The organism is Gordonia ajococcus (assembly GCF_012974285.1).
Taxonomy (GTDB): domain Bacteria; phylum Actinomycetota; class Actinomycetes; order Mycobacteriales; family Mycobacteriaceae; genus Gordonia; species Gordonia amicalis.
In genome coordinates, this window is the sequence record NZ_CP052884.1 from 2,389,071 (window position 1) to 2,415,687 (window position 26,617).

General features: G+C 67.4%; 27 protein-coding genes and 2 pseudogenes. 18 read left to right on the plus strand and 11 right to left on the minus strand.

Annotated features, from left to right (window positions below):
* Positions 1-27: 27 nt before the first annotated feature.
* From merB to merA, 3 genes are all read right to left on the minus strand, one after another.
* Positions 28-678, minus strand: coding sequence for an organomercurial lyase MerB (merB, locus tag GAA2_RS10860; protein ID WP_005195267.1), 651 nt, complete (start codon positions 676-678; stop codon positions 28-30).
* A 70-nt stretch (positions 679-748) separates the two neighbouring features.
* Entirely contained in the window at positions 749-1,171 is a 423-nt protein-coding gene (locus tag GAA2_RS10865) for a MerR family transcriptional regulator (RefSeq protein WP_005203167.1), read from the minus strand.
* Between the two features lie 22 nt (positions 1,172-1,193).
* On the minus strand, positions 1,194-2,630 hold the full coding sequence (gene merA, locus GAA2_RS10870; RefSeq protein WP_005195274.1) for a mercury(II) reductase: 1,437 nt from the start codon (positions 2,628-2,630) through the stop codon (positions 1,194-1,196).
* A 122-nt stretch (positions 2,631-2,752) separates the two neighbouring features.
* Between merA and GAA2_RS10875 the strand changes: the two genes are divergently transcribed.
* From GAA2_RS10875 to GAA2_RS10895, 5 genes are all read left to right on the plus strand, one after another.
* Complete coding sequence (locus tag GAA2_RS10875; RefSeq protein WP_004018626.1) at positions 2,753-3,139, plus strand: ArsR/SmtB family transcription factor; 387 nt, start codon at positions 2,753-2,755, stop codon at positions 3,137-3,139.
* Positions 3,140-3,386: 247 nt separating this feature from the next.
* The gene (locus GAA2_RS10880) at positions 3,387-4,361 is read left to right on the plus strand and encodes a dihydrolipoyl dehydrogenase family protein (RefSeq protein WP_005195276.1); all 975 of its coding nucleotides are present in this window, start codon (positions 3,387-3,389) and stop codon (positions 4,359-4,361) included.
* Between the two features lie 167 nt (positions 4,362-4,528).
* Positions 4,529-5,479, plus strand: a complete 951-nt coding sequence (locus GAA2_RS10885; RefSeq protein WP_005195278.1) for a tyrosine-type recombinase/integrase — start codon at positions 4,529-4,531, stop codon at positions 5,477-5,479.
* 506 nt (positions 5,480-5,985) lie between these two features.
* The gene (locus GAA2_RS10890; protein WP_231742666.1) at positions 5,986-6,429 is read left to right on the plus strand and encodes a hypothetical protein; all 444 of its coding nucleotides are present in this window, start codon (positions 5,986-5,988) and stop codon (positions 6,427-6,429) included.
* Between the two features lie 27 nt (positions 6,430-6,456).
* Positions 6,457-6,786, plus strand: coding sequence for a hypothetical protein (locus tag GAA2_RS10895; protein ID WP_005195283.1), 330 nt, complete (start codon positions 6,457-6,459; stop codon positions 6,784-6,786).
* Between the two features lie 53 nt (positions 6,787-6,839).
* Here the strand turns inward: GAA2_RS10895 and GAA2_RS10900 are convergent, their stop codons facing one another.
* The 3 genes from GAA2_RS10900 to GAA2_RS10910 are packed head-to-tail and all read right to left on the minus strand — an operon-like array spanning position 6,840 to position 9,224.
* On the minus strand, positions 6,840-7,220 hold the full coding sequence (locus tag GAA2_RS10900; RefSeq protein ID WP_005180013.1) for a BlaI/MecI/CopY family transcriptional regulator: 381 nt from the start codon (positions 7,218-7,220) through the stop codon (positions 6,840-6,842).
* Positions 7,221-7,267: 47 nt separating this feature from the next.
* Positions 7,268-8,500, minus strand: a complete 1,233-nt coding sequence (locus tag GAA2_RS10905; protein WP_005195289.1) for a sensor histidine kinase — start codon at positions 8,498-8,500, stop codon at positions 7,268-7,270.
* Complete coding sequence (locus GAA2_RS10910) at positions 8,490-9,224, minus strand: response regulator transcription factor (RefSeq protein ID WP_005180009.1); 735 nt, start codon at positions 9,222-9,224, stop codon at positions 8,490-8,492. The genes GAA2_RS10905 and GAA2_RS10910 overlap by 11 nt, the downstream gene beginning before the upstream one ends.
* Positions 9,225-9,467: 243 nt before the next feature.
* Here GAA2_RS10910 and GAA2_RS10915 point away from each other — a divergent pair, with 243 nt between their 5' ends.
* The 7 genes and pseudogenes from GAA2_RS10915 to GAA2_RS10945 all read left to right on the plus strand — a co-directional run bounded on the left by GAA2_RS10915 (position 9,468) and on the right by GAA2_RS10945 (position 17,571).
* Positions 9,468-10,604: a PLP-dependent cysteine synthase family protein gene (locus tag GAA2_RS10915; protein WP_024499319.1), complete on the plus strand. Its 1,137-nt coding sequence runs from the start codon at positions 9,468-9,470 to the stop codon at positions 10,602-10,604.
* A 3-nt stretch (positions 10,605-10,607) separates the two neighbouring features.
* Entirely contained in the window at positions 10,608-11,876 is a 1,269-nt protein-coding gene (locus tag GAA2_RS10920) for an MFS transporter (RefSeq protein WP_024499318.1), read from the plus strand.
* A gap of 103 nt (positions 11,877-11,979) precedes the next feature.
* On the plus strand, positions 11,980-12,186 hold the full coding sequence (locus GAA2_RS10925; RefSeq protein WP_024499317.1) for a heavy-metal-associated domain-containing protein: 207 nt from the start codon (positions 11,980-11,982) through the stop codon (positions 12,184-12,186).
* Positions 12,187-12,278: 92 nt separating this feature from the next.
* Positions 12,279-13,238, plus strand: coding sequence for a hypothetical protein (locus GAA2_RS10930; RefSeq protein WP_024499316.1), 960 nt, complete (start codon positions 12,279-12,281; stop codon positions 13,236-13,238).
* A 61-nt stretch (positions 13,239-13,299) separates the two neighbouring features.
* A pseudogene (locus GAA2_RS10935) lies at positions 13,300-13,918 on the plus strand (cation transporter); the annotation flags it as partial.
* Positions 13,919-14,056: 138 nt separating this feature from the next.
* A complete protein-coding gene (locus GAA2_RS10940; protein WP_208863606.1) occupies positions 14,057-15,238 on the plus strand; it encodes a tyrosine-type recombinase/integrase in 1,182 nt (393 codons plus the stop codon).
* Between the two features lie 5 nt (positions 15,239-15,243).
* The gene (locus GAA2_RS10945) at positions 15,244-17,571 is read left to right on the plus strand and encodes a tyrosine-type recombinase/integrase (protein WP_157226812.1); all 2,328 of its coding nucleotides are present in this window, start codon (positions 15,244-15,246) and stop codon (positions 17,569-17,571) included.
* Between the two features lie 320 nt (positions 17,572-17,891).
* Here GAA2_RS10945 and arsD read toward each other — a convergent pair.
* Positions 17,892-18,275: pseudogene (gene arsD / locus GAA2_RS10950) on the minus strand (arsenite efflux transporter metallochaperone ArsD); the annotation flags it as partial.
* A 19-nt stretch (positions 18,276-18,294) separates the two neighbouring features.
* Positions 18,295-18,714, minus strand: a complete 420-nt coding sequence (locus GAA2_RS10955; protein ID WP_005195317.1) for a low molecular weight phosphatase family protein — start codon at positions 18,712-18,714, stop codon at positions 18,295-18,297.
* 78 nt (positions 18,715-18,792) lie between these two features.
* On the opposite strand from GAA2_RS10955, the gene GAA2_RS10960 reads away from it, so the two are divergent.
* From GAA2_RS10960 to GAA2_RS10985, 6 genes are read left to right on the plus strand one after another with little or no spacing between them, the layout of a single operon-like run.
* A complete protein-coding gene (locus GAA2_RS10960; protein WP_005195318.1) occupies positions 18,793-19,194 on the plus strand; it encodes an ArsR/SmtB family transcription factor in 402 nt (133 codons plus the stop codon).
* Positions 19,191-20,276 (plus strand): ACR3 family arsenite efflux transporter, encoded by a 1,086-nt coding sequence (arsB, locus tag GAA2_RS10965; protein ID WP_005195320.1) that lies wholly within the window; start codon positions 19,191-19,193, stop codon positions 20,274-20,276. Before GAA2_RS10960 ends, arsB begins: the two co-directional genes overlap by 4 nt.
* Positions 20,277-20,299: 23 nt before the next feature.
* The gene (locus GAA2_RS10970; RefSeq protein WP_005195321.1) at positions 20,300-20,959 is read left to right on the plus strand and encodes an arsenate reductase ArsC; all 660 of its coding nucleotides are present in this window, start codon (positions 20,300-20,302) and stop codon (positions 20,957-20,959) included.
* Positions 20,960-20,986: 27 nt separating this feature from the next.
* Positions 20,987-21,418, plus strand: a complete 432-nt coding sequence (locus tag GAA2_RS10975; RefSeq protein ID WP_005195323.1) for an arsenate reductase ArsC — start codon at positions 20,987-20,989, stop codon at positions 21,416-21,418.
* A gap of 52 nt (positions 21,419-21,470) precedes the next feature.
* Positions 21,471-22,454: a thioredoxin-disulfide reductase gene (trxB, locus tag GAA2_RS10980; RefSeq protein ID WP_191834945.1), complete on the plus strand. Its 984-nt coding sequence runs from the start codon at positions 21,471-21,473 to the stop codon at positions 22,452-22,454.
* Between the two features lie 2 nt (positions 22,455-22,456).
* Complete coding sequence (locus GAA2_RS10985; protein ID WP_005195327.1) at positions 22,457-23,518, plus strand: ArsO family NAD(P)H-dependent flavin-containing monooxygenase; 1,062 nt, start codon at positions 22,457-22,459, stop codon at positions 23,516-23,518.
* A gap of 97 nt (positions 23,519-23,615) precedes the next feature.
* Here GAA2_RS10985 and lspA read toward each other — a convergent pair whose 3' ends face one another.
* The 3 genes from lspA to GAA2_RS11000 are packed head-to-tail and all read right to left on the minus strand — an operon-like array spanning position 23,616 to position 26,448.
* Positions 23,616-24,119 (minus strand): signal peptidase II, encoded by a 504-nt coding sequence (gene lspA / locus GAA2_RS10990; protein WP_005195328.1) that lies wholly within the window; start codon positions 24,117-24,119, stop codon positions 23,616-23,618.
* Entirely contained in the window at positions 24,116-26,074 is a 1,959-nt protein-coding gene (locus GAA2_RS10995; RefSeq protein WP_005195329.1) for a heavy metal translocating P-type ATPase, read from the minus strand. Before GAA2_RS10995 ends, lspA begins: the two co-directional genes overlap by 4 nt.
* Positions 26,071-26,448 carry an ArsR/SmtB family transcription factor gene (locus GAA2_RS11000; protein WP_005195330.1) on the minus strand — a complete coding sequence of 126 codons (378 nt, stop codon included), beginning with the start codon at positions 26,446-26,448 and terminating at the stop codon, positions 26,071-26,073. The genes GAA2_RS10995 and GAA2_RS11000 overlap by 4 nt, the downstream gene beginning before the upstream one ends.
* Between the last annotated feature and the right edge of the window lie 169 nt (positions 26,449-26,617).

The window sequence follows — 26,617 nt, forward strand, 5'->3', positions numbered from 1 at the left end:
GCCGGCCCGGATCGGCGGCGGCGCGATCTAGCAGCAGGCGCTGGTTCCGGTGGTCGTGGTCGGGTCGGTGATCGCGTCGGCGAGGGGGCGGGCGAGCTGGTGGTAGGCGTCGGTGACCGGCAGCACCGTCATGCCTGGGAATTTCGCCTGCCAGTGGTGGGCGGCGTCGGAGGTGGCGAGGAACATCTGCGGGTTGCAGCAGGTGGCGCGGAGGTGACCGGGCTGGATCCGGTCGGGGTCGACGAAGGCCACCATCGCGGTGGCCGGTTCCAGGTCGCTGACCCCGGTGACGGGGTCGATGGTCAGGCGCACGGTGGTGCCCGTGATCGGGCAGTCGGATTCGATGCAGGCGGGTGCGCCGATGACGGCGGGGAAGATGAGGGTGTCGGGGGCACACCAGGTGTAGAGCTGGTGGCCACCGACGCTGAACCGGTGCGGGGTCGGGTTGAGGGTCAGGCCCCAGCCGACGATCCGGCCGGCCTCGTCGTATTCGACGTCGGCGCCGATCGGCGTCTGCGCGGGGTCGAGGTCGGGCACTCCCGCGGCGGCGGCGAGTTCGGTGACGGTGACCGGGGTGCCGTGGGTGAGCAGCCGCAGCGCGGCGCGCATCAGCGCCCGGTCCCGGCCGGCGGGCAGGATCTTGGCGAAAACGTCGGCAGTGAGGTTGTCGGTACTCATGGGATCGGACTCCTCGAGGGCGATCGGACAGTGACGGTGCCGACGGTAGGGTCTGTCCCCGGGGTGAGGGTCAAGCCCGTAGCTCGCATCCGCACGGGTCACCGGCCCAGCACAGGTCGTCGGTGGCCAGATGCGCACGGTGTGCGGTTTCGAAGGCGTCGATGCGGTCGAGGATCTGCTCGGCATCGGCGATGCGCTGGCGCAGCCGCTGCCGCGACCGCTGCAGCAGCTCGGCGAGATGGGCGCCGACCGAACGGCCGTGGTCGTCACGGTCGGTGGAGGTGAGCTGGCAGATCTCGGCGATGGTGAGCCCGAGGCCGCGCAGCTCGCCGATGAACCGCACGCACCACTCCGCGTCGTCGGTGTAGAGGCGGTAGCCGGCCGGGCTGCGGCCCAGGGTGTAGATCAGGCCGAGGTCGGTGTACTCGCGCAGCGCCTTCACCGGCACCCCGGTGCGGGCCGAGAGGTCCCCGATCGTCATGTGTCCGTTCATCACTGCCTCCCGTCCGACGGCGTCAGCCTGCGCAGCAGGACAGTTTGGTGACGTCGGTGGTGAAAGTCTGCGCGGTCAGTTTCAGCGCTTCGGCCATGGTCAGGTACGGCGCCCAGGTGTGGGCGAGCCGGTCGACGGTCAGACCCGCGGTCATCGCATAGGTGGCGGCGGTGATCAGGTCCCCGGCGCCGTCGCTGAGGGCGTGCACGCCCATGATCCGGCCGGTGCCGGCTTCGGCGACGATCTTGACCAGGCCGCGGGTGTCCCGGTTGACCAGCGCCCGCGGCACGCTCGACAACCCCAGCACCCGGCACTGGCAGGCCAGCCCGGCCGCGGCGGCTTGCGCGTCGGTCAGTCCGACCGAGGCGATCGCGGGGCTGGTGAACGTCACGCGCGGCACCGTGGTGTAGTCCAGGACGCGATCGGCACCGGCCAGGGCGTTGTCGGCGACCAGGGTGCCCTGCGCGGCGGCCACGTACACGAACTGCGGATCCCCGGCCACGTCCCCGGCCGCCCAGATGCGCGGATTGCTGCTGCGCTGGCGGTCGTCGACCACGACCGCGCCCCGCTCGTCGACGGCGACGCCGACCGCATCCAGGCCCAGCCCGGCGGTGTTGGGGCGGCGGCCGGTGGCCATCAGCACCTGCTCGGCCCGCAGCTCGGTGCTGGCGCCGCCGCCGGTGCGCACGGTCACCACCTTGTGCCCGTCGTCGGCGAGGACCTTCTCGACGGTGGCGGCGGTGAGCACGTCGATGCGCTCGTGGGCGAAGACGGCCTCGAGCGCGGCCGAGATTTCCGGTTCCTCACCCGAGGTCAGCCGGCTACGCGCGATCACCGTGACCTTGCTGCCCAGGCGGGCGAACAGCTGGGCCTGCTCGAGCCCCACATAGCCCGCACCCACCACGATCAGCGACTCCGGCAGCTGCTGGAGGTCCATGGCGGTGGTCGAGGTCAGATACCCGGCCTCAACGAGGCCGTCGATCGGCGGAGCCCAGGGCGCGGCACCGGTGGCGATCAGATACTGGTCGGCCTCGATCACCCGTACACCGCCCTCGGCGCGCGCGACCCGCAGCACGGGTGCCTCGGCGCTGCCGTCGAACACCGCGGTGCCGGAGACGATCTCCCACCCGTAGTCGGCGGCCAGGTCGACATACTTCTCCGCCTGCAGCTGCCCGACCAGCGCGTCCTTGCCCGCGATCAGGGCGGGGAAATCCAGCGGCACCTCGGCGGGGGTGAGCCCGGGGAACCGGCCCGCCGCCTCGGCGGCGTGGCGGGCCTCGGCGGCGGCCAGCAGCGCCTTCGAGGGCACACACCCGACGTTCACGCACGTGCCCCCGACCGTCCCGCGCTCCACCATCACCACCCGTTTGCCGAGGTTGACCGCGGCGATGGCGGCGGCGAACGCCGCCGAGCCGGAACCGATGATCGCCAGATCGGCGCGGGAATCTGTCAAGGTCACGAGGGTGCCTCCTGGTCGGGCAACCGCTGAACCGACAACGGCTGCTATTCGTGTTGACGAATATCTACCGGAACCATATTATGCGCTTATCCGAATAGTTCAAGTCTCGTGGAGGCGATCCCATGGCCCGGTCCACCACCGCCACTGTCACCGTGCCCGGTGCCGAGTCGGCGTGTACGCATCTGGATACGACGGCGAAGTTTTTTCGCGCCCTGTCGGATCCGACCCGGCTCAAGCTCCTCGAATTCATCCTCGCCGGGGAGCGCACCTCCGCCGACTGCGTCGAACACGCCGGCATCTCGCAGCCCCGGGTGTCGGTACACCTGTCCTGCCTGGCCGACTGCGGGTATGTCCTCGCGCGCCGCGACGGGAAGAAACTGCGGTACTCCGTGGGTGATCCGCGGGTAGCTGACCTGGTGATGCTGGCGCGGTCGCTGGCGGCCGACAACTCCGCCGCGCTGGGCTGCTGCCCGCGCATCCCCGCCGCGGACGGTAGTGGGCGGCGATGAACACACCCGACAACAAGGCGATGAACACACCCGACAACGACTCGGGCGGGTTCGGTGGTCTGCTCGCAGTGGCCGGTGGCGTGCTGGTGATGGTCGCCTGCTGCGCCGGTCCCGCCCTGATCGCCGGCGGCGTGCTCGCCGGTCTCGGCGGTGTCTTGACCAGCCCGTGGCTGCTTGCCGCAGGCGTGCTGGTCGTGGCCGCCGCCGTCGGCTACACCCTGCGGCGCCGCGCCCGTAAGGCCACGGGGTGTTGTCCGCCCCGACCCGGATCACCATCCCCGCCATCGACGGCCTCGACACCGTCCCCTACTTCACTTCCCGCACCCTGCTGGACCTCACCGACCTGCCCTCACATCTGCTCGTCGTCGGCGGAGGCTACGTCGGCTGCGAGTTCGCCCAAATGTTCCGGCGATTCGGCTCCGAGGTCACCCTCATCCAACGCGCCGACCGGCTGCTGCCCGGCGAGGACCCCGACATCTCCGCCGCCGTCAGAGAGGGCATGACCGCCGACGGCATCACCGTGCTCACCGGCACCACCTGCACCGCGGCCACCGGCACCACCGGGAACATCCGGCTCGGCTGCACCGGCAGCGAAGCCGACGACATCACCGGCAGCCACCTGCTGATCGCGACAGGACGCACCCCCAACAGCGACAATCTCGGCCTCGAGTACCTCGGTCTCGAACCCGACCCACAGGGCTTCCTCACCGTCGACGCCTCCCTGCGCACCGACGCCGAAAATGTTTGGGCGCTCGGCGATCTGCGCGGCGGGCCCATGTTCACCCACACCGCCCGCGACGACGCCGACATCGTCTACCGCACCATATTCCGAAGCCAGGACCGCACCACAACCGGGCGCATCGTGCCGCACGCGGTGTTCACCGACCCCGAAGTCGGCGCCGTCGGGCTCACCGAACCTGCCGCCCGCGCCGCCGGCTACGACGTCGTCGTCGGGCGCCAGGACTTCACCGGCGTCGTGAAAGCCCGCGCCATCGGCAACACCCGCGGCCTGGTCAAATTCGTCGCCGACGCCGCCACCGACCGTATCCTCGGCTGCCACATCGCCGGACCCGACGGCGGGAACCTCGTTCACGAGGCCGTCATCGCCATGACCACCGGCGCCACCTACACCCAACTCGCCCAAGCCATCCACATCCACCCCACCCTCGCCGAAGCGGTCAACACCGCCGCCGGCGGCGTCCACCGCGAAATCGGCGCATAGACACCCCATGAGCATCGCCCGGTACTCGGGTGAGGCCATTTTCCGACTGCCACGGATAACACCCTGTTATCTGTAGCATCATGACATCCGGCCTGCGCCGACTCCGCTCCGGCGGTGCGCGACGCGGACCTGTTATCTGCGGCAAGCCCAGTGAGGGAGGTACCACCGTGCCGTCCGGGATCACCGTCCGCGCCGCCGGCGACAGCTTCCTCGACTCGATCGGCTCCCCGAACACCCGCCGCGCCTACGGCATCGCCGTCGACAAGACCACCGCCACGCTCGGCGAGACCCGGCGGCTGGCCGACGTCGCCGACGATGAGATCGGTGAAACCCTCGAAACCCTGTGGGGCTCCTCAGCAGTCAACACCTGGAACGCCCGCCGCGCCGCGGTCGCGTCGTGGCTGGCGTGGTGCCGCGAGCACGGCCACACCGCCCCGGCGGTCCCGGCCTGGGTGAAACGCTCCACTCCACCGGACTCCACCACCCCGGTGCACTCGCGCACCGCGATCGACCGGCTCATCGCCCGCCGCGACATCGACCTCCGGGAGAAGACGCTGTGGCGGATGCTCTACGAAACCTGCGCCCGCACCGAGGAACTGCTCCAGGTCAACATCGAGGACCTCGATCTGGCCGGGCGGTGTTGCCCGGTGAAGTCCAAGGGCGCCAAGCCCCGCACCCGCCGCCGCGGTGCCACCTACCACGAGTACGCGCACGAGCTCGTGTACTGGGACGCGGGCACCGCCCGGCTCCTGCCACGCCTCACCAAGGGCCGCACCCGCGGACCGCTGTTCGTCACCCACCGCCGACCGGGCCCCGGAAAGGCCGCCGCCGACCGGGACATCTGCCCCGACACCGGGCTGGCCCGGCTGTCCTACGGCCAGGCCCGCGCCGTGCTGGATGCCGCCACCGCGACGAATGGGCCCGGCACCGGTTGGGATCTGCACGAACTTCGGCATTCCGGCCTGACGCATCTCGGCGAGGCCGGTGCCAGCCTGGTGGAGCTGATGGCCAAGTCCCGCCACCGCAAACCCGAGAACCTACGCCGCTACTTCAAACCCTCACCGGCAGCCATGCGCGGCATCACCAGCCTCATCGGCCCCGACCGCAGCCACCGATAGCGGCCACCAACAAGAGCGTCCGTCTACCCGCTGACCAGGCACTACGCGAACTTCGTTGTTTTTTGCGCCATTACTACCGTGACCCCTGCCTGGACCGGCTATCGGGGACCTGCCAGGAGATCTGATACCAGAGAGCACTTGGTTGTTGCGCTTCCAGTTACGGGCACGCCAGTTTGGCGTGTACCGCGCGGTCACTCTCGAAGTCGGGTGGCAGACACCTTTTAGGGACTGGTGTGAGCGCGGCCCAGGGTTCCTCGCCTCGGGAGGCCTCGGTTCATCCATGGGGTAGGGCTACTCCCCCTCCGCTCAGCGTCCTCCGGCTCATCTGAACTACTATTTGGATTAGTTTCAAGATGGCTGTTGGAGGCGCGGTGATCGCAAGCGTTGTGGCCCAAGGGGCACTCTTGGGGCTGTTCGGTGCGGTCGTAGCGTGTGGTGTCGCCGCTGCCCGTCGGCCGGGTCGAGGTGGGGAGGCTTGGCGGGCGCTCGTTTCGTGTGCGCTTGCTGTGAGTGCGGCCGGCGGCGTGATGGTGGTTGCTCCCCAGGGCTTTTTCGCGGCGGCTATCGTGTTGGCGCTGCTCTGTGTTGGGGCGTTCATGCTGTCTTCTGCTCGTCTGCACGGCGCGTCGTTGGCGGTGATGGTGGACTCGCTCGTGTGGATGGCCTCGGCGATGTGGGTGTTCATCGTGTTCGCCGCCACGGGCGGGCCGATCGAGGGTGGTGTGGTGCCTGCTGATCCGATTGCCGAGTTGGCGTTGAGGGCAGAGCTCAATCGACCCCCGAGGTGGGTCCGTACTGGCAGTGTGATCGCGATTTTCGGTCTGGTGGCCGCGATAGTCTTCCGCCTGGCCCGGCCGGCCTCCTGTGGTGATTGCTTCGAGACCCTCGTTCCCGGCGCCCACGCCCGATGGCCACAAAATACGAAGGTGGTTAGTAGAAGTGGGGTGTGATGCGGGTGTGCGGGGAGGTGGTGAGGCATGACTGACGGTGTCGCGGTGCGGCGTGCGGGTCGGTTCGGCCCGCGCGGTCCTGCCCGTACGATCTCCCGTGCGGTGGGTCTTGCTGTGGTGATGTTTGAGGCGGTGGCCGCGTTCTGGCTGGTGATGCTGCTCCGAACGTCGGATCTCGTGCCATCCGACCCCCGCTCAGGAGTCGGGCGCGGTGATCCGGTTGAGCTGCGGGTGCTGACCGCTGTGGATGTGCACGACTGGGTGTCGGCTCTGAGTGCTGCGGCCTTCGCTGCGGGTGTGGCCGGTGCGCTGGTGGCGCGTCTACTCCCAGCAGTCAAGGGGCGCGCGACCGGTTGAGTAGTCGGGCCTGGGCCTCGCCGGAGTTTCCCTTGTCGGAGGGTTTCTATGGCTTAGGCTTTGGTGCCGCCGCCGCGGGTGTGGCGAGGTTTAAGGGTGAGGTATTCGCTGAGCACTTCACGCTCGGCGGGTGTCACGGTCTGGGCGAAGTGCATCAGTACTGCCGCGGAGTCCCCGCTGGCGTCGAGGACCTGACGCAAGGTGCGTGAGGTGGCCTCTTCACGGGTCTGCATGGGGAAGTACCGGTAGGCGCGGCTGACTTTTTCTCGACCGACGAACCCTTTTTTGTGCAGGTTGGTGACGACGGTGAGCACTGTGGTGTAGGCCGGTTCGCGGTCGTGGAGTTCCTCGACTAGGTCGTGCACCGACATCGCCGCACCGGCTGACCACAGCACGTCCATCACTGCGCGTTCCAGTGAACCCAGCCCAGTCATTTTCACCCACCATCTCTAGATGCGGGTCAATCTTACGACGGACTACCTCAGTTAGTAGCTTGGTCCCGTTGGAGCGCATCGGCAGCGCCGCGACGCGGGCGGTGTTTGAAGGCCACGGAGAATTCGGTTCCAGGGGTGCTGCGGTGGATGTGACGTCGGGTGGTGGTCGGCAACGTGATGGTGAAGGTGGCTCCGTGTCCGGCTCCCAGGCTTTCGGCGAGCAAGGTGCCCCCATGGTCTTCGACGATAGAGCGGGCGATGGTGAGGCCGATTCCGCTGCCGCCGGCGTCTCTGGTGCGTGAGGAGTCGGTGCGGTAGAAGCGGTCGAAGATGTGTGGAAGGTGTTGAGGGGGAATGCCGTCACCGCAGTCGACGACGCTGATGCGCACCGCGTGTGCCGGGGCGGTGTCGGCTTTCACTACGACTCGCTGGCCCGGGGAGCTGTGTCGCAGCGCGTTGGTGAGCAGATTGAGCAGTACTTGGCTCATTCGTTCGGCGTCGACATGGATGTGTACGCGCGCGGCGGTGGTGACGATGCCTAGCGTGACTTTGGCGTCGGTGAACAGGTCGGCGGCTTCTTCGTAGGTCGCGATGAGCAGTTCGTTGACAGTGATCGTCGCCGGGTGGAGGGGCATCTGATGCTCGTCGGCGCTGGATACGGTCGCGATGTCCTCGGCGAGACGCTGCAGGCGGGTGGTGGCGGTGCGCACGACGTCAAAGGTCTGTGAGTCGGGAGCCCGGATTCCGTCTTCGATGGCGTCGGTGATCGCGCCGATGGTGGTCAGTGGGGTGCGCAGTTCGTGGGCAAGGTCTGACAGCATCCGCTTACGGATGTCGTCTTGTGAATCCAGCCGTTGTGCAAGTTGGTTGATAGCTCGGCTGAGCTGGGTGAACTCGGTGCCGAGCTGGCGATCGGGTACGCGCGTGCGGTAGTTGCCGGCGCCAATAGCCACGGCTGAGCGGGCGACACTGGCGACTGACTGTTGTACGCGGCGAGCCAGGAACCAGCTGACGGCCGTGGCCAGGATCGTCGAGGTGATCAATGCGACAGACATTGAGACGACGATCGAGGAAGTGAACGCGGCTTCGACATGGTCGGCCTGAACTGACCCTGGCTCGAGGCGAGCTTGGCCGAGGTGGTCGTGGAAGGTGTGTGGAGCCACGAATAGTGCCACGATCGCGACGCTGATGCCGCCGCCGGCGATGACGATAGCTTGAGCGAGCATGAGCCGGGAGCCGAAGCTGCCGGGGATACGTAACCGTCGACGTTCATCGTTCATCGCTGGCTCCTCGAGGTTGGCCGTCACCCATCCGGTAGCCCACTCCGCGAACGGTGCGGATGAATCGGCCGGCTACGGCGCTGTCACCGAGTTTGCGGCGCAGACTGGCGACATGGACTTCGACGACGTGGGCATCGCCGACCCAGTCGGGTCCCCAGATTTCGGTGAGCAGTTGCTCTCGACTGAACACAACACCGGGCCGCCGCGTGAGCGCTTCGAGAACGTCGAACTCAGTCCGAGTCAGCTCCACGGGTGTGCTCTCCACCTGGACTTCACGACCCTGAGGGTCGAGGGTGAGCTCCCCTATCGTCCGCGGGTGCGACTCGCCGGTTGGGGTCGGCCGTGGTCGGCGCAGCATGGCGTCGATGCGCGCCATCAGCTCACGAGGGCGAAATGGTTTCGTGAGGTAGTCATCGGCCCCCACCGACAGGCCAACGACTGTGTCGACTTCGTCCGCGCGGGCCGTGACCATCACGATGTAGGCGTTGGTGAAGGTGCGCAACTGTCGACAGACCTCGACGCCATCGAGTGACGGCAAGCCCAGGTCGAGGATGACTACTGCCGGACTCGCCGTGCGTGCGGCGGCGACTCCCTCCTGGCCGTCGGGCGCAACGGTGACCGTGAATCCGCTGCGCTGCAGGTAGTCAGCAACGACTTCGGCAATGTCGGGCTCATCTTCGATCACCAGGGCGTGCAGACCGTGCGGTGGTCGGACCACCGGCATATGGAGGTCGTCGACGACGTTGCGATCTTGGGGCACGCTCCTATGGTGGCGGTGGTCTACACGATCATCCAACCTCGTGGGCATTCTTGAGCAGATCTTGATCCACGCTGCCGATCAGCCTTGAGGTTCGGTGGGCAAGGTGGCGGTGTCGCCGGGTGGAACGTTACGACACAGTTCCCTCTCACACTGATGATCTGATTTCTGCCCGGCGGCGTCCTGTTCAACAACGCAGAGGATGCCCGTGTGACTGTCTCCTACAGCCTCACCACCAGTGATCCATTCGCCAGTACCTTCCCCGCCGAAGCCGCGTCGCCCCGTGCTGGGCTGAGTCGTCAGCTGGTGGGCGGCACCCCGGTGTTGCGCATCGAGGAACCCTTCGCCGAGCACGGGCGCGGCTTCTGGGCCAAGCTGGAAGGCTTCAACCCCGGTGGTATGAAAGACCGGCCTGCGCTGCACATGGTGGAACGCGCCCGCGCCCGTGAAGAGCTGGCCCCGGGGGCGCGGATCATCGAATCAACTAGTGGGACACTGGGATTAGGCCTGGCTTTAGCGGGCATCGTGTTCGGGCATCCGGTGACCTTGGTGACCGATCCAGGACTGGAACCGATCTTGCGGCAGATGCTCGCCGCATACGGCGCCCAGGTCGATGTCGTCAGCGATCCCCATCCGGTCGGGGGTTGGCAACAAGCCCGCCGCGACCGCGTGCGCACCCTGCTCGAGCGCGACGAGGCTGCGTGGTGTCCCGACCAGTATTCCAACCCCGACAACGTGACCGGTTACAGCTCGTTGGGTGTGGAGTTGATCGCGCAGCTGCGACATATCGATGTGCTGGTGTGCTCGGTGGGCACCGGTGGGCACTCAGCCGGTGTGGCTCATACTCTGCGGCAGTTCAACCCTGAGCTGGAGGTTGTGGGCGTAGACACCATTGGCTCGACGATTTTCGGCCAGCCGGCACAGTCACGGATTATGCGGGGACTCGGCTCGAGTATCTACCCCCGCAACGTTGCCTATGACCAGTTCAGTGAGGTGCACTGGGTGGCGCCGGCCGAGGCAGTCTGGGCATGTCGCACCCTGGCCGCCACGCATTACGCCACCGGCGGCTGGAGCGTGGGCGCGGTGGCCCTGGTCTCGGGCTGGCTGGCGCGTACTCGTTCGGCCGATACGCGCATCGCGGCGGTGTTCCCCGATGGCCCCGCTCGCTACTACGGAACCATTTACAACGATGAGTACTGCCGCGCTCACGACCTGATCGGCGCCCCGGCGCCGCCCACTGAACCCCGCACCATCAGCGATCCGCTCACTCAGGTCGCGAGCAGCTGGACGTGGTGCCCTACCATCATCGACCCCACTTGCGTGCCGCACGCCGAGCCCACGAGCTGATCTATGCGACGCCTCTACCGCAGTTTCCGCAGCTTCGATCGCCCCAGCCAAGTGCTGATGGTCAATCAGTTCACCATCAATCTCGGCTTCTACATGCTCATGCCCTACCTCGCCGCCTACCTCGCCGGCCCGCTGGCCCTGGCCGCATGGGCAGTGGGCCTGGTCCTGGGGATACGCAACTTCTCCCAACAGGGCATGTTCCTGATCGGGGGAACACTCGCTGACCGCTGGGGTTACAAACCGCTCATCATCGCCGGATGCCTGATGAGGGTCATCGGATTCGTCCTACTGGCCCTGGTCAGTTCGCTGCCGGCGATCCTGATCGCCTCGGCGGCAACGGGATTCGCCGGGGCGCTGTTCAACCCCGCCGTACGGGCCTACCTGGCCGCCGACGCCGGTGAGCGCCGCATCGAAGCATTCGCCGTGTTCAACGTGTTCTACCAGGCCGGGATCCTGCTCGGGCCGCTGGTCGGACTAGCCCTGACCGCCCTGGACTTCCGGCTCACCTCTCTCTGTGCGGCAGCAGTTTTCGCGGTCCTGACCCTCGTGCAGATCAAAGCGCTACCCGCAACAACACCTGCCCCGAGCAGCACCTCAATCATTCAGGACTGGCGCAGCGTCGTCCGTAACCGGCGATTCCTGCTCTTCGCTGCGGCGATGGCCAGCTCTTACGTGCTGTCCTTCCAGGTCTACCTCGCCCTGCCCCTACATGCCGACCGCATAGCAGACAACCCCACCCTCGCCACCAGTGTTGTCACCGCAATGTTCGTGGTGACCGGTCTGGTGGCCATCGCCGGCCAGCTACGCATCACCACATGGTTCGGCAACCGCTGGGGCAGCACCGGCAGCCTGAGCGTGGGAATGACGCTGATGGCTGCAGCTTTCCTGCCCCTAGTCGCCAGCACCGCAACGCATCAGCGCAACATCGCCCTCAACATCGCCGCCCTGCTACTCACCGCAGCTCTGCTCGCCGCCGCCACCGCAGCAGTGTTCCCATTCGAAATGGACACGGTGGTGGGACTGGCCCGCGGCACGCTTGTCGCCACCCACTACGGGCTCTACAACACCATCGTCGGGATCGGGATTCTGCTCGGCAACGCCGCGACCGGGTGGCTGTTCAGCGCGGCCACCACCCGCGACATGCCCGAACTGGTGTGGATCGCTCTAGTCCTCACCGGCATGGCGGCGGCGTCAGCCCTGTTGCTGTTGCACCGCCGCGGATGGCTGGGCTTCACCGCCACCACCGAAGCTCAGCCCACCACAACCCATTGATTACCCTAGGGGGGTAAGGTATGAATGTGGTGTGGCGAGACGCCACAGCGACAGACCCCCTGAGGGTCGTCGGCACCACTGCTGTACCGAAAGGGCACATCTCATGAGCACATCGACAGTGATCGTCTCCGGAATGACGTGTGGGCACTGCGCGTCGTCGGTGCGTGAAGAAGTCGGAGCACTGGCCGGCGTGACTGACGTCGACGTCGACGTGGCCAGCGGGCACGTCACCATCTCCAGCTCGGCCCCGATCGAGCCCGACGCGATCCGCGGCGCGATCGAAGAGGCCGGCTACCACCTGGCGCAGTAGCCGATGGGGGGCTGAAGTGTCTGCCCCACTGGCGACTTCAGCCTCTCCCGGGCGGCGTGGGTGTCGCCACCACCGATGACAGGAATCCAGCGATGAATGTTCCAACCAAGCTCGGCGTCTTCGCCGCGGCCCTGCTGATAGTTTTCGCTGCGGCGTACGCCATCGCCGCTGGTGTCGCTCCCGACAGGGCGTCGACCTCCCCGGCTGAGTCCGCCCATGCCGATCACAATGCTGCACCACAGTCGCGAACATCCGCCTCGTCTCCGGGGGCCGATCAGGTTCGCGGAGTTTCGATGGCAGCAGCCGGCTTCATCCTGGGGAATGTGGTGGCACCCCATGCGTCCGGGGTGCAGGCACCGCTGAGCTTTGAGATCCTCGACGCCGCCGGGGCCGCGGTCACCGACTTCGCCGCCGAGCACGACAAGCAGCTGCACCTGATCGTCGTCCGCGCGGATGGCACCCACTTCCGACACGTGCACCCCACTCTCTCGCCCGAAGGGCGCTGGACGCTGCCCTGGCAGTGGGCGACGGGAGGCAGCTACCGGATCTACGCCGACTTCGTGCCCGCCGCCACCGGCCAACCCCTCACCCTCACCAGCACCGTCGAAGTCAGCGGTGACTACCAGCCGGCCCCACCCGCCGCCGAATCACGACAGTCACCCGTCGACGGGTTCGACATCGAACTGGCCGGGCACCTGCGCGCTGGAGCCGAGTCCGAACTGACCGTCACCGTGCGCCGAGCAGGACAACCAGTCACCACCCTGCAGCCGTATCTGGGCGCTTTCGGTCACTTGGTGGCCCTGCGACAGGGTGACCTGGCCTACCTGCATGTTCACCCAGAAGGCGCGGCACCAACCGCCGGTCAACTCGCGGGACCACAGGTCCGCTTCGCCACCACCGCCCCCACCCCGGGCCGCTATCTGCTCTACCTCGACTTCCAGGTCCAGGGCGCTGTGCATACCGCCACCTTCGTTCTCGACGTCCCCACCGGCGCCCCGGCCCCGACACCTGACTCCACGGCCCCCTCGGCCGATCCGCACGCCGGACACTAACTCGCTGACCAGCGCCACCCGGGGCACTGCGCCGAGGCATTCACCCAACGAGGAACCCCCCATGACCACCTCAGCTCCGATCCACCCACCTGCGGCCACCGCCGAGCAGACAGGCGCCGTCGATATCGAACTCGCCGTGTCGGGCATGACGTGTGCATCGTGCGCGGCACGCATCGAACGCACACTGAACAAACTCGACGGAGTGAGCGCCTCGGTGAACTACGCCACCGAAAAAGCTCACGTCAGCGCACCCGCCGGTGTCGACCCACACCTGCTGATCGAGACCATCGAACAGGCCGGATACCACGCTGCGCTGCCCGCCACTCCCACCAAAGGTGCCGCCCCCGACGATGACCCTTCGGACGACGACGGGGAGCTCGTGGCCTTGCGTCACCGACTGATCGGTGCGGTGGTTCTCTCGGTACCGGTGATCGCGCTGGCAATGGTCCCGGCGTTGCAGTTCACCTACTGGCAGTGGGCGTCGTTGACGTTGGCCGCGCCAGTGATCGTGTGGGCGGCATGGCCGTTTCATCGCGCCGCGTTGCTCAACCTGCGCCACGGTGCGGCCACCATGGACACCCTCATCTCGGTCGGCACCACCGCGGCGCTGTTGTGGTCGTTGTATGCGTTGTTCTTCGGCACCGCCGGACAACCAGGCACGACCCACGGGATGTTGACCGGACTAAGTTCGGACACGCCGAGGACGATCGAGGCGGGGGCGGTCAGCGTGGTCATTGTCGAGGGCACTGTTGAAGGGAGTGTCCGTGAACCGTGAAGACGCGAAGGGTGTGCCGACGAGGCTTCCGGCCTGGGGTCGTGTGAACCCAGTAGATGGGGTTCCGTTCTGGTCTCTGGTTGGACCGGACGATCGTGAGATCGAGCCGGTCGGCGAGTTTCTGAAGGAGTTGGTCACTCGTGGTCACCGCGCCGGGACGGTTCGGAGCTATGCGTATGACCTGCTGCGATGGTGGCGCTGGTTGCGTGTGATCGACCGGCCGTGGAACCGTGCCACACAAGAAGACCTGCGCGAGTTCGTTCTCTGGTTGTCTGATGCCATCAAGCCGGAAAGTGGTCGGCGGACCGTGTCCGTCTCGACCGCGGGCACGATCAACGCCGTCACACGCAAGCAGTACCTCGACGACCGCTACAAGCCGCGGACCATCCGCCACAGCAATGCGGTGCTGCGCACCTTCTACGAATGGGCCATCATCGAAGGGACTGGGCCCCTGGTAAACCCAGTCCAGTTGCGCAACGCGAGCCGGCGCGCCCATGCGCACCACAACCCCCTCGAATCATTCCGAACCGACGGCCGGCTTCGCTACAACCCGCCCATACCGAAACGTCGTCCGAGGGTCCTTCCCGATCCGGAATGGGTTCGGCTCTTCGGTGCGCTCACCTCCAATCGCGACAGGGCACTGCTGTCGATGGCGGTCAGCAATGGTGCCCGAGCTGGGGAGATCCTCGGGATGCGGATGGCCGACGTCGACTGGGGCGAGCAGTTGGTGCGGGTGACTCGTAAAGGTTCACGGGACGAACAATGGCTACCTGTGAGCGCGGAGGCGCTGCTGTGGCTCCGCCTGTATCTGTCCGAGATCGATGATGTGCAACCGAACGCCCCACTGTGGTGGACCCTTCGCGTCCGCAATCGTCGGGCTGGTGCGTCCCGCCAACCGATGAACTACGAAACGCTCCGAGGCGTCTTCCGTCGCACCAACGTCGCGCTCGGAACCAACTGGAGCATGCACGATCTGCGGCACACTGCCGCACGACGTATGGCCGACGACTCGAAGCTCTCGCTCCGTGACGTTCAGACAATCCTCGGCCACCGACAAATCGCCACGACCGTCCAGGTGTACCTGCACGAATCAGATGTCCAGGTGGCGTCGCGTGTACTCGAGCACCTGAGCAGGCCTTCACCACCACACCCCCTCGCGGGGAAGTCGCTGGGATACCGGGACCATGACATGTCTGTTCTGTTTGGCGGTGAGGATCTGTGCTGACGACAGTGGCAACTCCCTCAGTGACCGTCCGCCCCGAGCGCGTTCACGGACACCACGACGGCCACTCGATCGATGAGGTGCTTGCCGCCGTGGAGGCAGACCTTCGCTGGCGGAATCACCCGGTACGCGGCGAGCGGGCCGCGATCGCGCTGCGCGGCATCCTCGAGTGGCTCTCCACATTCCCCGGAACCGGCTGGCAAGAGCGGTGGTCAGCCGCATCGGGGAACGACTACCCGAGCTGGATCACCACCATGACCGAGCATCTCTCGGCGCGCGGAGTCGCCCGCAGGAACGTGATCGACACAGTGCCGGCGCTCCTCATCCATCGAGTGGTGATCGTCGACTACGCGTTCCTGCGCGCATACAGGGCACGAAGCCTGTACGAGACGGTTCGAGAGAGGCTCCGCCCCGATCTCTGGGAACGCATCGCCGCCAACGCACCGCGCGCCAAACTGACGGCGTACCAGTTCCGCGAAGCGCGGTTGGTGTTGAGCAAGATGGTCCTGGCAACCGGCCGAGACCTCAACCAACTGCAGCTACATGACTTCACCGACTATCTTGCAGACAACCGGCACTCCAACGGGTCCAACCCGAACGGCGTCCACGCGGCCTGGGATCTCGTCCGCGGGATTGCCCCCATTCCCGACAACGACCTGCTGACGTGTCTGAGAGTCGGCCAGCGCAGCGCCGAACAGATCATCGACCGATTCGCCATCCAGAACTCGGCTATCCGGGATCTCCTCGTTCGCTATCTCAACGAGAGGAAGCCAGCGCTGGACTACACCTCCTTCGACTCAACAGCCCGCCTACTCGGCTCCTTCTGGGCTGATATCGAAGCCCACCATCCGGGTGTCGACTCCCTGCACCTCAGCGACAATGCCGCGCGAGATTGGAAGCTGCGCTTGCGTACCGTCACGAATCGAGATGGGTCCACCAGACCGCGGCTGAATTACCTGGACGTGCTGATGGTTGTGCGCGCGTTCTACCTCGACATCCAGGAGTGGGCCCTCGCGGATCCCTATTGGGCTCCGTGGGCGGCTCCGTCTCCCGTGCACCGTATGGACACAAAGGGAATCGAGAAGGCCAAGCGCACCCGACAAGCCCGGATGCACCAACGCGTCCGCACTCGGCTTCCACATCTCGACCGTCTCGTGGACAGCGCAAACGACCATCGCGAAGACCGGGCGGCGCTTCTCGACCATGCGCGGAGGGCCCAACCCGGCGAAGAGTTCGAGTACCGCGCAACGAAATACCGCAGGGTCGACCCCAGCGACAAGCGACGCGTCAACGGCAACACGACGTTCGTTCACGTCATCGATCCAGCGGGCCGGCGCATCGACGTCGTCAAGGAGGAAGACGACGCCTTCTGGACCTGGGCTGTTATCGAGACACTGCGCCACACCGGAATACGAGTGGAAGAGCTCGGCGAACTCACTCACCTCGCACTCGTCACCTACAGGCCGCCGGATACGGGCGAGACGGTGCCACTTCTGCAGATTCTTCCCTCGAAGAGCAACGAGGAGCGCCTGCTGCTCGTCAGCCCCGAACTCGCCAGCGTCCTCGCCTCGATTATCACTCGACTACGCGGTGAGAACGATGGAGTGATCCCGCTGGTCGCCAGATACGACAAGCATGAGCGGACGACAGGTCCAGCGCTTCCGCACCTCTTCCAGTGCCGCAACGGGCACCGACGTTCAGTGATCGGGTACGGAACCCTGCGACGCCTTCTCGAAGAGGCGATCGAGCGCATCGGCCTTCGTGACGCGGCCGGCGAGCCGTTGCACTTCACACCGCACGACTTCCGGCGATTGTTCGCCACGGACGCGGTTACGGGCGGACTCCCGGTCCACATCGCCGCCAAGCTCCTCGGACACGCCAACATCACCACCACGCAGGGGTACGTCGCGGTTTTCCAGGATGAGCTGATCGGGTCCTACCGCCGTTACCTCGACCACCGTCGAGCGATGCGCCCCGCCGTCGAGTACCGGGAACCCACCGATACAGAGTGGGCTGAGTTCGAGCAGCACTTCGCGACCCGACAGCTTGAACTCGGCACCTGCGGTCGCCCCTACGGATCCCCCTGCAACCATGAACACGCCTGTATCCGTTGCCCGATGCTCCGTGTCGACCCCCGGGCGCGACCACGATTGGTCGCGATCATCGCGAACCTGCGCGAGAGGATCGCTGAAGCGCGAACAAACGGGTGGCTCGGCGAAATCCAAGGGCTCGAGACCAGCCGAGACGCGGCGATCCGCAAGCTCACGGTCCTCGACCGATCGGGCCCGTACGGCCGAACAGGCCTGGCCGACTTGGGTATCCCGTCGGCTCGCTGATCCGCTCAGGGCGAGACGGTCGTTCAGTGAACCAGCGGCACGCCGAAGTTCAAAAGAACGTCGGGAATTGGATGACCAGACCAAGTTCCAGTGGTGCGGGAGATTCTAGGTCGGCGGGAGGTTCGACTGGGTCGTCTCGGACGGGCGGGTCAGTGCATTCAGTGCGTTGATCCCTACAGGTTCAGTGGCCAGCATCGGCACGATCGCACTCCGGTTGTGTGTGCTGGTGATGGAGCTGATCTCGACGACTTCTGTCCCGGCACGCCGTCGGAGCAGCGGTGATGTCGGGTGAGCTGCAGCGATCGAGTTGTTGACCACCCAGGCCCACGGGTGGATCCGGCGTCGGTGGTGTCGGTGAGGCCGAGCATCTGGATCGCGGCGGGCGCGGCCACCGGTTCGGGGGCGATGCCGGCCCACTTGGCGAGCTGGGCGCGGTCGGGGTAGCGGCCGGTGACGGCGGTGACGCCGTCGACGAGGACGAGGGGCAGGCCCTCTGAGCCGGAGAGCTGCAGGAACGCCTTGACCGGTTCCCGCTCGGCGAAGGCGAGGGGCTCATTGGCGAGGTTGAAGCGGGCGATGTCGCCGCCCTGGGTGTTGATCCAGTCCATGTCGGCGGTGAAGGTGACCAGGGCCTGGTCGACGTCGTCGCCGCACACTCCGGTGTTGCAGCACAGTGCGGGCTCGAAAACCTCGATACGGGTCATCAGGGGGGCCTCTCAGTTCTCAGGGGTGGGTGGGGGCGGTGAGCTGGGCGGCGAGCCGGTCGACGCGGGCGGCGATGTCGTCGCGGACCAGGCGCATGCGGTCGATGCCGTCGATGCCGCGTTCGGACGGCTCGTCGGTGTCCCAGTTCTCGAACCGGGTCCCCGGGACGGGATCGACGTGGGCCTCGCGGCCGAGGGTGACCACCACGTCGACTGCCCGCAGCAGCTGCGGGTCGATCGCCTTCGGGGTCTCGGCGGTGATGTCCACGCCGACCTCGAGAAGCGACTGCGCGGACAGGGCGTTGACCGCGGCGCCAGGCTTGGTGCCGGCCGAGTGCACCTCGACCGCGTCGCCGGCGGCCTTGCGCATCAGCCCGGCCGCCATCTGGGACTTGCCGCCGTTCTTCACGCAGACGAACAGCACCGAAGGTTTGTTCACGCTCGGATCCTTCCGGGGTGGCCGTGTTCACCGGCCGTTCGGTTGACGAGTTGAATCGATAAGAGTCAATATAGACGTATGTCGAATCAATCGTCGAGTGGGGTCGAGGCCTGCTGCTCGCCCATCACGCGGGAGCCGTTGACCTCAGATTGGGCCTCTGACCTGGCCCGGATGTTCAAGGCGCTCGGGGATCCGGTGCGTCTGCGGATGCTGAGTCTGATCGCCAGCCACGAGAACGGCGAGAGCTGTGTGTGCGACATCTCCCCGGCGTTCGAGCTGTCGCAGCCGACGATCTCGCATCACCTCAAGGTGTTGCGCGAGGCCGGTCTGCTCGACTGTGAGCGCCGCGGCACCTGGGTCTACTACCGGGTGATCCCGTCCGCGCTCGCGCAGTTGTCGGCGGTGCTGGCGTCCGAGGTCGGTGTCGTCGAAGGCTCGGCCTGCGTGCCCGCAGCTGCGGTCGTGGAGGTGGCCCGGTGACCGAGACGACCACCCATCCCGCTGTTGTCGGCAAGCTCTCGACCCTGGACCGGTTCCTGCCGGTGTGGATCGGTGTGGCGATGGTCGCCGGCCTGCTCCTGGGCCGGATGATCCCCGGCCTCGGTGACGCACTCGGGGCCGTCGAACTCGACGGCATCTCCCTGCCGATCGCGCTCGGTCTGCTGATCATGATGTACCCGGTCCTCGCGAAGGTGCGCTACGACCGCCTCGACACCGTCACCGGCGACCGCAAACTCCTCCTCGGCTCCCTGCTGCTGAACTGGGTCCTCGGCCCGGCGCTGATGTTCGCGCTCGCCTGGATCTTCCTGCCCGACCTGCCCGAATACCGGACCGGTCTGATCATCGTCGGCCTCGCGCGCTGCATCGCGATGGTCATCATCTGGAACGACCTCGCCTGCGGCGACCGCGAAGCGGCCGCCGTCCTGGTCGCGATCAACTCCGTCTTCCAGGTAATCATGTTCGCCGTCCTCGGCTGGTTCTACCTCTCGGTGCTGCCCGGCTGGCTGGGCCTCGAACAGACCACCATCGACACCTCACCGTGGCAGATCGCCAAGTCCGTACTGATCTTCCTCGGCATCCCGCTGCTCGCCGGGTTCCTCACCCGCCACTTCGGGGAGAAGGCCAAGGGCCGCGAGTGGTACGAGGAGCGGTTCCTGCCGAAGATCGGCCCCTGGGCGCTCTACGGCCTGCTGTTCACCATCGTGATCCTCTTCGCGCTACAGGGCGACCAGATCACCTCGCAGCCACTCGATGTCGTCCGGATCGCGATCCCGCTGCTCGCGTACTTCGCGATCATGTGGGGCGGCGGCTACGCACTCGGCGCCGCAATGGGACTGGGCTACGAGCGCACCACCACCCTCGCGTTCACCGCCGCGGGCAACAACTTCGAGCTCGCCATCGCGGTCGCCATCGCCACCTACGGCGTCACCTCCGGCCAGGCCCTCGCCGGGGTCGTCGGACCGCTGATCGAGGTCCCCGTCCTCGTCGGCCTGGTCTACGTCTCCCTCGCGCTACGCAAACGCTTCAACCGCACGGACTCTCCCGCACCCATCGCTTCGTGACCCGAGAAGGCCAGGAGACGAACATGTCCCAGCATGTCGACCGCCATCAGTCCGAACTACTCGTCCCCGAGGCGGTCCTGCGGCGGGCCGCCGAGCATCTCGCCGGCAGATACGTCGGGGTCTTCTCCCCGGAAACGGTGGAGCGGACGGTGTTCGAGTCGTACGCCGCGCTCCGCGAGACCGCCACGGTGCACACCCATCTGACGGCGCTCGCGCCCAGGCTGGCCGCCGAACGCCTCACCGCCCGCGCCCACACCGACGGTTCCGTGGTGAAGACGGCGCCCGAGGTGCTGTTCGTCTGCGCCCACAACACCGGCCGCTCGCAGATGGCGGCGGCGCTGCTCGACCACCACAGCGGCGGCCGTGTCCACGTCCATTCGGCGGGCTCGGCCCCGACCGGCGGGATCGATCCCGCCGTCCTCGCGGTGATGGCCGAAACCGGAATCGACCTGGCCGCCGCGTATCCCAAGCCGCTGACCGACGAGGTCGTCGCCGTCGCCGACGTGGTGGTCACCCTGGGCTGCGGCGACGCCTGCCCGGTCCATCCGGGCACACGGTATCTCGACTGGTCGGTACCCGACCCGGAAGGGCAATCGCCGCACATGGTGCGCGCGATCCGCGACGAGATCGATATTCGTGTCCGCGGCCTGCTCACCGAACTCACCACCACCACCCAGGCCTGACCCCTCCATCTTCCCGAAAGGTTCTCGATGACCACCGATTCCCCGAACGCCACTCCGTCGGTCCTGTTCGTCTGCGTGCACAACGCCGGCCGCTCCCAGATGGCCGCCGGATTCCTCACCGCGCTGGCCGGTGACCGGATCGAGGTCCGCTCCGCGGGCAGCGCCCCGGCCGACCAGGTCAACCCCGCCGCGACCCTGGCGATGGCCGAGGTCGGCATCGACATCTCGACGCAGTCCCCGAAGATCCTCACCGTGGACGCGGTACAGGCCTCCGACGTGGTGATCACGATGGGCTGCGGCGACACGTGCCCGGTCTTCCCCGGAAAGTCCTACCGCGACTGGGTTCTCGAGGATCCGGCCGGTCAGGGTGTCGACGCGGTCCGCCCGATTCGTGACGAGATCAAGGCGAAGGTCGAGGCGCTGATCGCAGAACTGACCGCCGAGCCCGCCCGTTCCTGACCGACAACGTCCACCTCTTCGCCCCTGCGGGGGCCGCACGGAAGGCTCCTCATTGAGTACTGACGCGACCATCCACGACCTGATCATCGTCGGCTCCGGACCCGCCGGATACACGGCCGGCGTCTACGCCGCCCGCGCGGAGCTCGAGCCCCTGCTCTTCGAGGGCACCCAGTTCGGCGGCTCGCTGATGACCACCACCGAGGTGGAGAACTTCCCCGGCTTCCGCGAGGGCATCATGGGCCCGGATCTCATGGACGAGATGCGCGAGCAGGCCAAGCGTTTCGGCGCGGACATCCGCACCGAGGACGTCGAGAAGATCGAGCTGGACGGCCCGGTCAAGAAGGTCGTCGCGAACGGTGAGACGTACTACGCCCGCGCCGTCATTCTCGCGATGGGTGCCGCTGCCCGCTACCTCGGTATCCCGGGGGAGGAGAAGCTCCTCGGCCGCGGCGTCAGCGCCTGCGCCACCTGCGACGGCTTCTTCTTCCGCGACCAGGACATCGTCGTGGTCGGCGGCGGCGACTCCGCGATGGAGGAGGCCACCTTCCTGACCAAGTTCGCCCGCAGCGTCACCCTCGTGCACCGCCGCGAGGAGTTCCGCGCGTCCCGGATCATGCTCGAGCGCGCCAAGGCGAACGAGAAGATCCGCTTCGTCACCAACGCCGAGCCGGTCGAGGTGCTGGGTGAGAACAGCGTCACCGGCCTGGTGGTCCGCGACACGGTCACCGGCGAGCGGTCCACGCTCGACGTCACCGGCATGTTCGTCGCCATCGGCCACGACCCGCGCAGCGAGCTCGTCAAGGGCCAGGTCGACGTCGACGCCGCCGGCTACGTCCAGGTGCAGTCGCCGACCACCGCCACCTCCACCGAGGGTGTCTTCGCGGCCGGCGACCTGGTCGACCACACCTACCGTCAGGCCATCACCGCGGCCGGCACCGGCTGTGCCGCCGCGATCGACGCCGAGCGCTGGCTGGCCGACCAGGGGGAGATCACCGAGAACACCCTCGCCGCCGCGGGCGAGCCCGTCACCGTCTGAGCATGATGCAGCAGCGATCGGTGACCGACATGGATGTGGTCGTGATCGGTGGCGGACAGGCCGGGCTCGCCGCGGGCTACTACCTGCGGCGAGCCGGGCACCGGTTCGTGATCCTCGACGACCAACCGGTACCCGGCGGGGCATGGCCACACACGTGGCCGTCGCTGCGGCTGTTCTCCCCGGCGGAGTTCGCGGCCCTGCCGGGATGGCCGATGCCGCCGTGGCCGGACGGTTTCCCGCCCGCCTCGCACGTGGTCGACTACTTCACCGCCTACGAGGAGCGCTACGACCTGCCGATCAAGCGGCCCGTCCGGGTCACCGGTGTGGACCGCGACGGGCAGCACCTCGCCGTCACCACGAACCAACGGATCTGGCGGGCCCGGCGGGTGATCAGCGCGACCGGCACCTGGCAGCAACCGTTCTGGCCGCTGTACCCGGGTGCGCGGGAGTTCACCGGCCGCCAACTCCACACGGTCGACTACCGGCAACCGTCGGACTTCGCTGGCGCCCGGGTGGTGATCGTCGGTGGCGGCAACTCCGCCGCCCAGCTCGTCGCCGAAATCTCCACCGTGGCCACCACCACGTGGGTGACGACCCGGCCACCCCGCTTCCTCGCCGACGACGTCGACGGGCGGGTGCTGTTCCAGGTCGCATCCGAGCGCGCCGCGGCGATCGCCGCCGGGAAACCCGATCCCGGCGGACCGGCTTCCCTCGGCGACATCGTCATGGTGCCCGAGGTGCGTGAGGCCCGCGATCGTGGTGTCCTGCAGGCGCTACCGATGTTCGACCGTCTCACCCGAGACGGCGTCGCCTGGGGAAACACGGTTCAGCACGCCGATGTCATTGTGTGGGCCACCGGCTTTCGGCCCGCGCTGGCCCACCTGCGTCCGCTGCGGTTGCGCGAGCACGACGGCACGATCGCCGTCTCGGGCACGAAGGCGCTCAAGGAGCCCCGCCTGCACCTGCTCGGCTACGGGGACTGGACCGGCCCCGGCTCGGCGACCATCCTCGGCGTCGGACGCACTGCCAAAGCTGCAGTCGCCCAACTCGACCTCGACGACTGACCACACTCGTCCGATAAGGGACCGGCGACGAGCGCGCCCACGTTCACCCGGACGCTTCCGCGGTGTGGGCGTTGCGCAAGGTGCTCGGGTATGCGGGTCATGGTGAGTGGTCCTCGTTGGATTCGAGGAGCAATGCGCCGATGACGAGGACGACGCCGCAGGTGATGTAGGTGTCGGCGATATTGAAGGTGGCGAACCATCCGGTGTGGAAGTAGTCGGTGACCTTGCCGTCGAGAAGACGGTCGATGACGTTGGCGGCGGCGCCGGCGACGATCGCGGCGAGCCCGACGGTCTGGATCGGGTGACTGTCCGGTGCGGTACGCCACGCGAACACACTGATCGTGGCGGTGATGGCCGCGGTGGCGGCAAGAACGACGGCGGTGGGGAGTTGGTCGCCGAGACTGAAAGCGACCCCGGTGTTGTAGGTCAGGCGCAGTTGCAGCAGGCCGAGATCGACGGTCCGACCCCAGGAAAGAGTGTCGCGTGCAATCGGATCGACGACCAGCGCGATCGCAGCTAAGGCGACGGCGACCGCGACGAGGGTGCGGCGGCCGCGGCGCCACCTGGCTGAGGTCGAGGTGGTGGGCTCGGCGTAGGTCATGACCGAGTCCCGGCGATCGGTTCGCGCGTGATCGCCGAGGGTGTCGCTGCGGTGAGGGTTCGGGCGCGTCCGGCGCGGACGCCGTTGGCGATGACGACGATCTCGGCGACTTCGTGGACGAGGACGACCGCGGCCAGGCCGAGGACACCGAACAGGGCCAGCGGCATCAAGACGGTGATGATCGCCAGGGACAGGCCGACGTTCTGCAGCATGATCGTCCGAGACCGGCGCGCGTGGTGCAGCGCCTGAGGTAGGTGGCGCAGGTCCTCGCCCATCAGAGCGACGTCGGCAGTCTCGATCGCCACGTCGGTTCCTATTGCGCCCATCGCGATACCGAGGTCTGCGGTGGCGAGGGCGGGGGCGTCATTTACTCCGTCGCCGACCATCGCGGTCGGTCGCGCAGCGCGGAGGGTTCCGACGATGCGGGCCTTGTCCTCGGGGCGCAGGTCGGCGTGCACTTCGTCGATGCCGACGTCGGCGGCCAGGGCGCGGGCGGTGCGGTCGTTGTCGCCGGTGAGCATCGCGACCTGGTAGCCGTCGCGGCGCAGGCCGGCGATCACCTCGTGTGCCTCGGGGCGGAGTTCATCGCGGACGGCGACCGCCCCAATCACGGTTCCGGCGCGCTCGATCAGGACCGCGGTGGCGCCGGCACGCTGCATCCGTTCGATGTCGGCGGTGAGGGGGCCGGGGTCGATCCAGCCGGGTCGACCGAGCCGAACCGGTGCGCCGTCGATGCGGCCGGTCAGGCCCGCGCCGGTCACGGCATCGACATCGTCGGCGGGCACGTAGTGGCCGACGGCGGCGAGAATCGCTCGGGCCAGCGGGTGTTCGCTGCGGGCCTCCAACGCCGCGGCCACCGCGAGGACGTCGCCGCGGGTGGCGCCGTTAGCGGCGGCGACGTCGATCACGACGGGCTGGTTGCGGGTGAGAGTGCCGGTCTTGTCCAGCGCGACGGTGCGGATGCGGCCGAGTGCTTCGAGGGCGGCACCGCCCTTGACCAGGACGCCGAGCTTGGACGCGGCGCCGATCGCGGCGACGACCGTCACGGGGATGGCAATCGCCAGCGCGCACGGTGAGGCGGCGACGAGCACGACGAGGGCGCGTTCGATCCACACCCGCGGATCACCGGCGAGGCTGCCGACTGCGGCGATGACCGCGGCCGCGACCATCACGGCCGGGACAAGCGGCTTGGCTATCTTGTCGGCCAGGCGTTGCGCTTCGCCCTTGCGGGACTGCTCGGCCTCGACGATCCGCACGATCTTGGCCAGCGAGTTGTCTTGCGCGCCAGCGGTGACCTCGACCTCGAGGACTCCGGTGCCGTTGATCGACCCGGCGAACACCTCGTCGCCGGGACCGGCCTCGACGGGCACCGATTCGCCGGTGATCGCGGAGGTGTCCAGGGCGGTGCGTCCGGTGCGGATGACGCCGTCGGTCGCGATCCGCTCCCCGGGCTTGACGATCATGATCTCGCCGAGAGCGAGCTCGGCCGGCGGGACGGTCTCCTCGCGGCCGCCGCGGAGCACCGTGGCGGTGTCCGGGACCAGGGACAACAGGGCCCGCAGGCCGCGGCGGGTGCGGGTGACCGCGTACTCCTCGAGCCCCTCGCTGATCGCGAACAGGAACGCGAGCATGGCGGCCTCGCCGACCTCGCCGAGCAGCACCGCTCCGACGGCGGCAATCGTCATCAGCGTGCCGACGCCGATCTTGCCCTTGGCCAGCCTCTTGAGCGTGGACGGGACGAACGTGTAACCCGCCACGATCAGCGCGGCCGCCTCGAACCCCACAGCGAGCGCATCGGCTCCGCCGGTCACGCGAACGATCAGCGCCGCGACCAGCAGCACGCCGGCCGCGGCGGCGGCGCGGATCTCGGTGATGTGCCAGAGCTTTTCGGGCTCGTGTTCTTCCTCGCCTTCGGGGCGGGGTTCGTCGTGGCCGCAGCCGCACGCGTCGCTCATGACTTCTCCTCGGCATCGGTGCCGTAGTTCGGGCACAACGCGACCGCGTTCCCGGTCGCCGCCAGCAGCGTCTCCGCCGAGGCGAGAAGATCCATCAACTCCGGCCGGGCCAGCGCATAGAACACCTGCCGCCCCTGCGGGCGGCCGGTCACCAGCCCGCAGTCTCGCAGACACGCCACATGCGCCGACACCGTCGACTGCGCCAACCCCAACTCGCCGACCAGATCCGCCACCCGAGCCTCACCCGCAGCGAGGCGGCGCACGATCGCCAACCGGGTCCCGTCCGACAGGCTGTGGAACAACGCCACCGCCGCATCGAGGGTCGAGCCGGTACTCCCGGCTGTCAGGCAACCATCCGCACGATCAATCGTCATACGGCGATGATAACCGATGAACTACGATGTTAGATGGGGGTTGGAGATCAGGTGAGGACATGGAGAACTGGCTGACGAATCTGCAGGCCTGGTGGACCTGTCAGGTAATGATGGCGAACGGAACATGTGAGATGTGCGCGTGCACGCCGATGACGGGCTGCTGCTAGGT

Bases quoted from the DNA above. Each gene is read 5' to 3' on its own strand.
- GAA2_RS10920 (WP_024499318.1), top strand. From the start codon at position 10,608: ATGCGACGCCTCTACCGCAGTTTCCGCAGCTTCGATCGCCCCAGCCAA.
- GAA2_RS10905 (WP_005195289.1), bottom strand. From the start codon at position 8,500: ATGAACGATGAACGTCGACGGTTACGTATCCCCGGCAGCTTCGGCTCC.
- GAA2_RS10975 (WP_005195323.1), top strand. From the start codon at position 20,987: ATGACCACCGATTCCCCGAACGCCACTCCGTCGGTCCTGTTCGTCTGC.
- GAA2_RS10865 (WP_005203167.1), bottom strand. From the start codon at position 1,171: ATGAACGGACACATGACGATCGGGGACCTCTCGGCCCGCACCGGGGTG.
- lspA (WP_005195328.1), bottom strand. From the start codon at position 24,119: ATGACCTACGCCGAGCCCACCACCTCGACCTCAGCCAGGTGGCGCCGC.
- merB (WP_005195267.1), bottom strand. From the start codon at position 678: ATGAGTACCGACAACCTCACTGCCGACGTTTTCGCCAAGATCCTGCCC.
- GAA2_RS10930 (WP_024499316.1), top strand. From the start codon at position 12,279: ATGAATGTTCCAACCAAGCTCGGCGTCTTCGCCGCGGCCCTGCTGATA.
- GAA2_RS10960 (WP_005195318.1), top strand. From the start codon at position 18,793: ATGTCGAATCAATCGTCGAGTGGGGTCGAGGCCTGCTGCTCGCCCATC.
- GAA2_RS10970 (WP_005195321.1), top strand. From the start codon at position 20,300: ATGTCCCAGCATGTCGACCGCCATCAGTCCGAACTACTCGTCCCCGAG.
- GAA2_RS10925 (WP_024499317.1), top strand. From the start codon at position 11,980: ATGAGCACATCGACAGTGATCGTCTCCGGAATGACGTGTGGGCACTGC.
- GAA2_RS10910 (WP_005180009.1), bottom strand. From the start codon at position 9,224: ATGCCGGTGGTCCGACCACCGCACGGTCTGCACGCCCTGGTGATCGAA.
- GAA2_RS10995 (WP_005195329.1), bottom strand. From the start codon at position 26,074: ATGAGCGACGCGTGCGGCTGCGGCCACGACGAACCCCGCCCCGAAGGC.
- GAA2_RS11000 (WP_005195330.1), bottom strand. From the start codon at position 26,448: ATGACGATTGATCGTGCGGATGGTTGCCTGACAGCCGGGAGTACCGGC.
- GAA2_RS10900 (WP_005180013.1), bottom strand. From the start codon at position 7,220: ATGACTGGGCTGGGTTCACTGGAACGCGCAGTGATGGACGTGCTGTGG.
- GAA2_RS10875 (WP_004018626.1), top strand. From the start codon at position 2,753: ATGGCCCGGTCCACCACCGCCACTGTCACCGTGCCCGGTGCCGAGTCG.
- GAA2_RS10895 (WP_005195283.1), top strand. From the start codon at position 6,457: ATGACTGACGGTGTCGCGGTGCGGCGTGCGGGTCGGTTCGGCCCGCGC.
- GAA2_RS10985 (WP_005195327.1), top strand. From the start codon at position 22,457: ATGATGCAGCAGCGATCGGTGACCGACATGGATGTGGTCGTGATCGGT.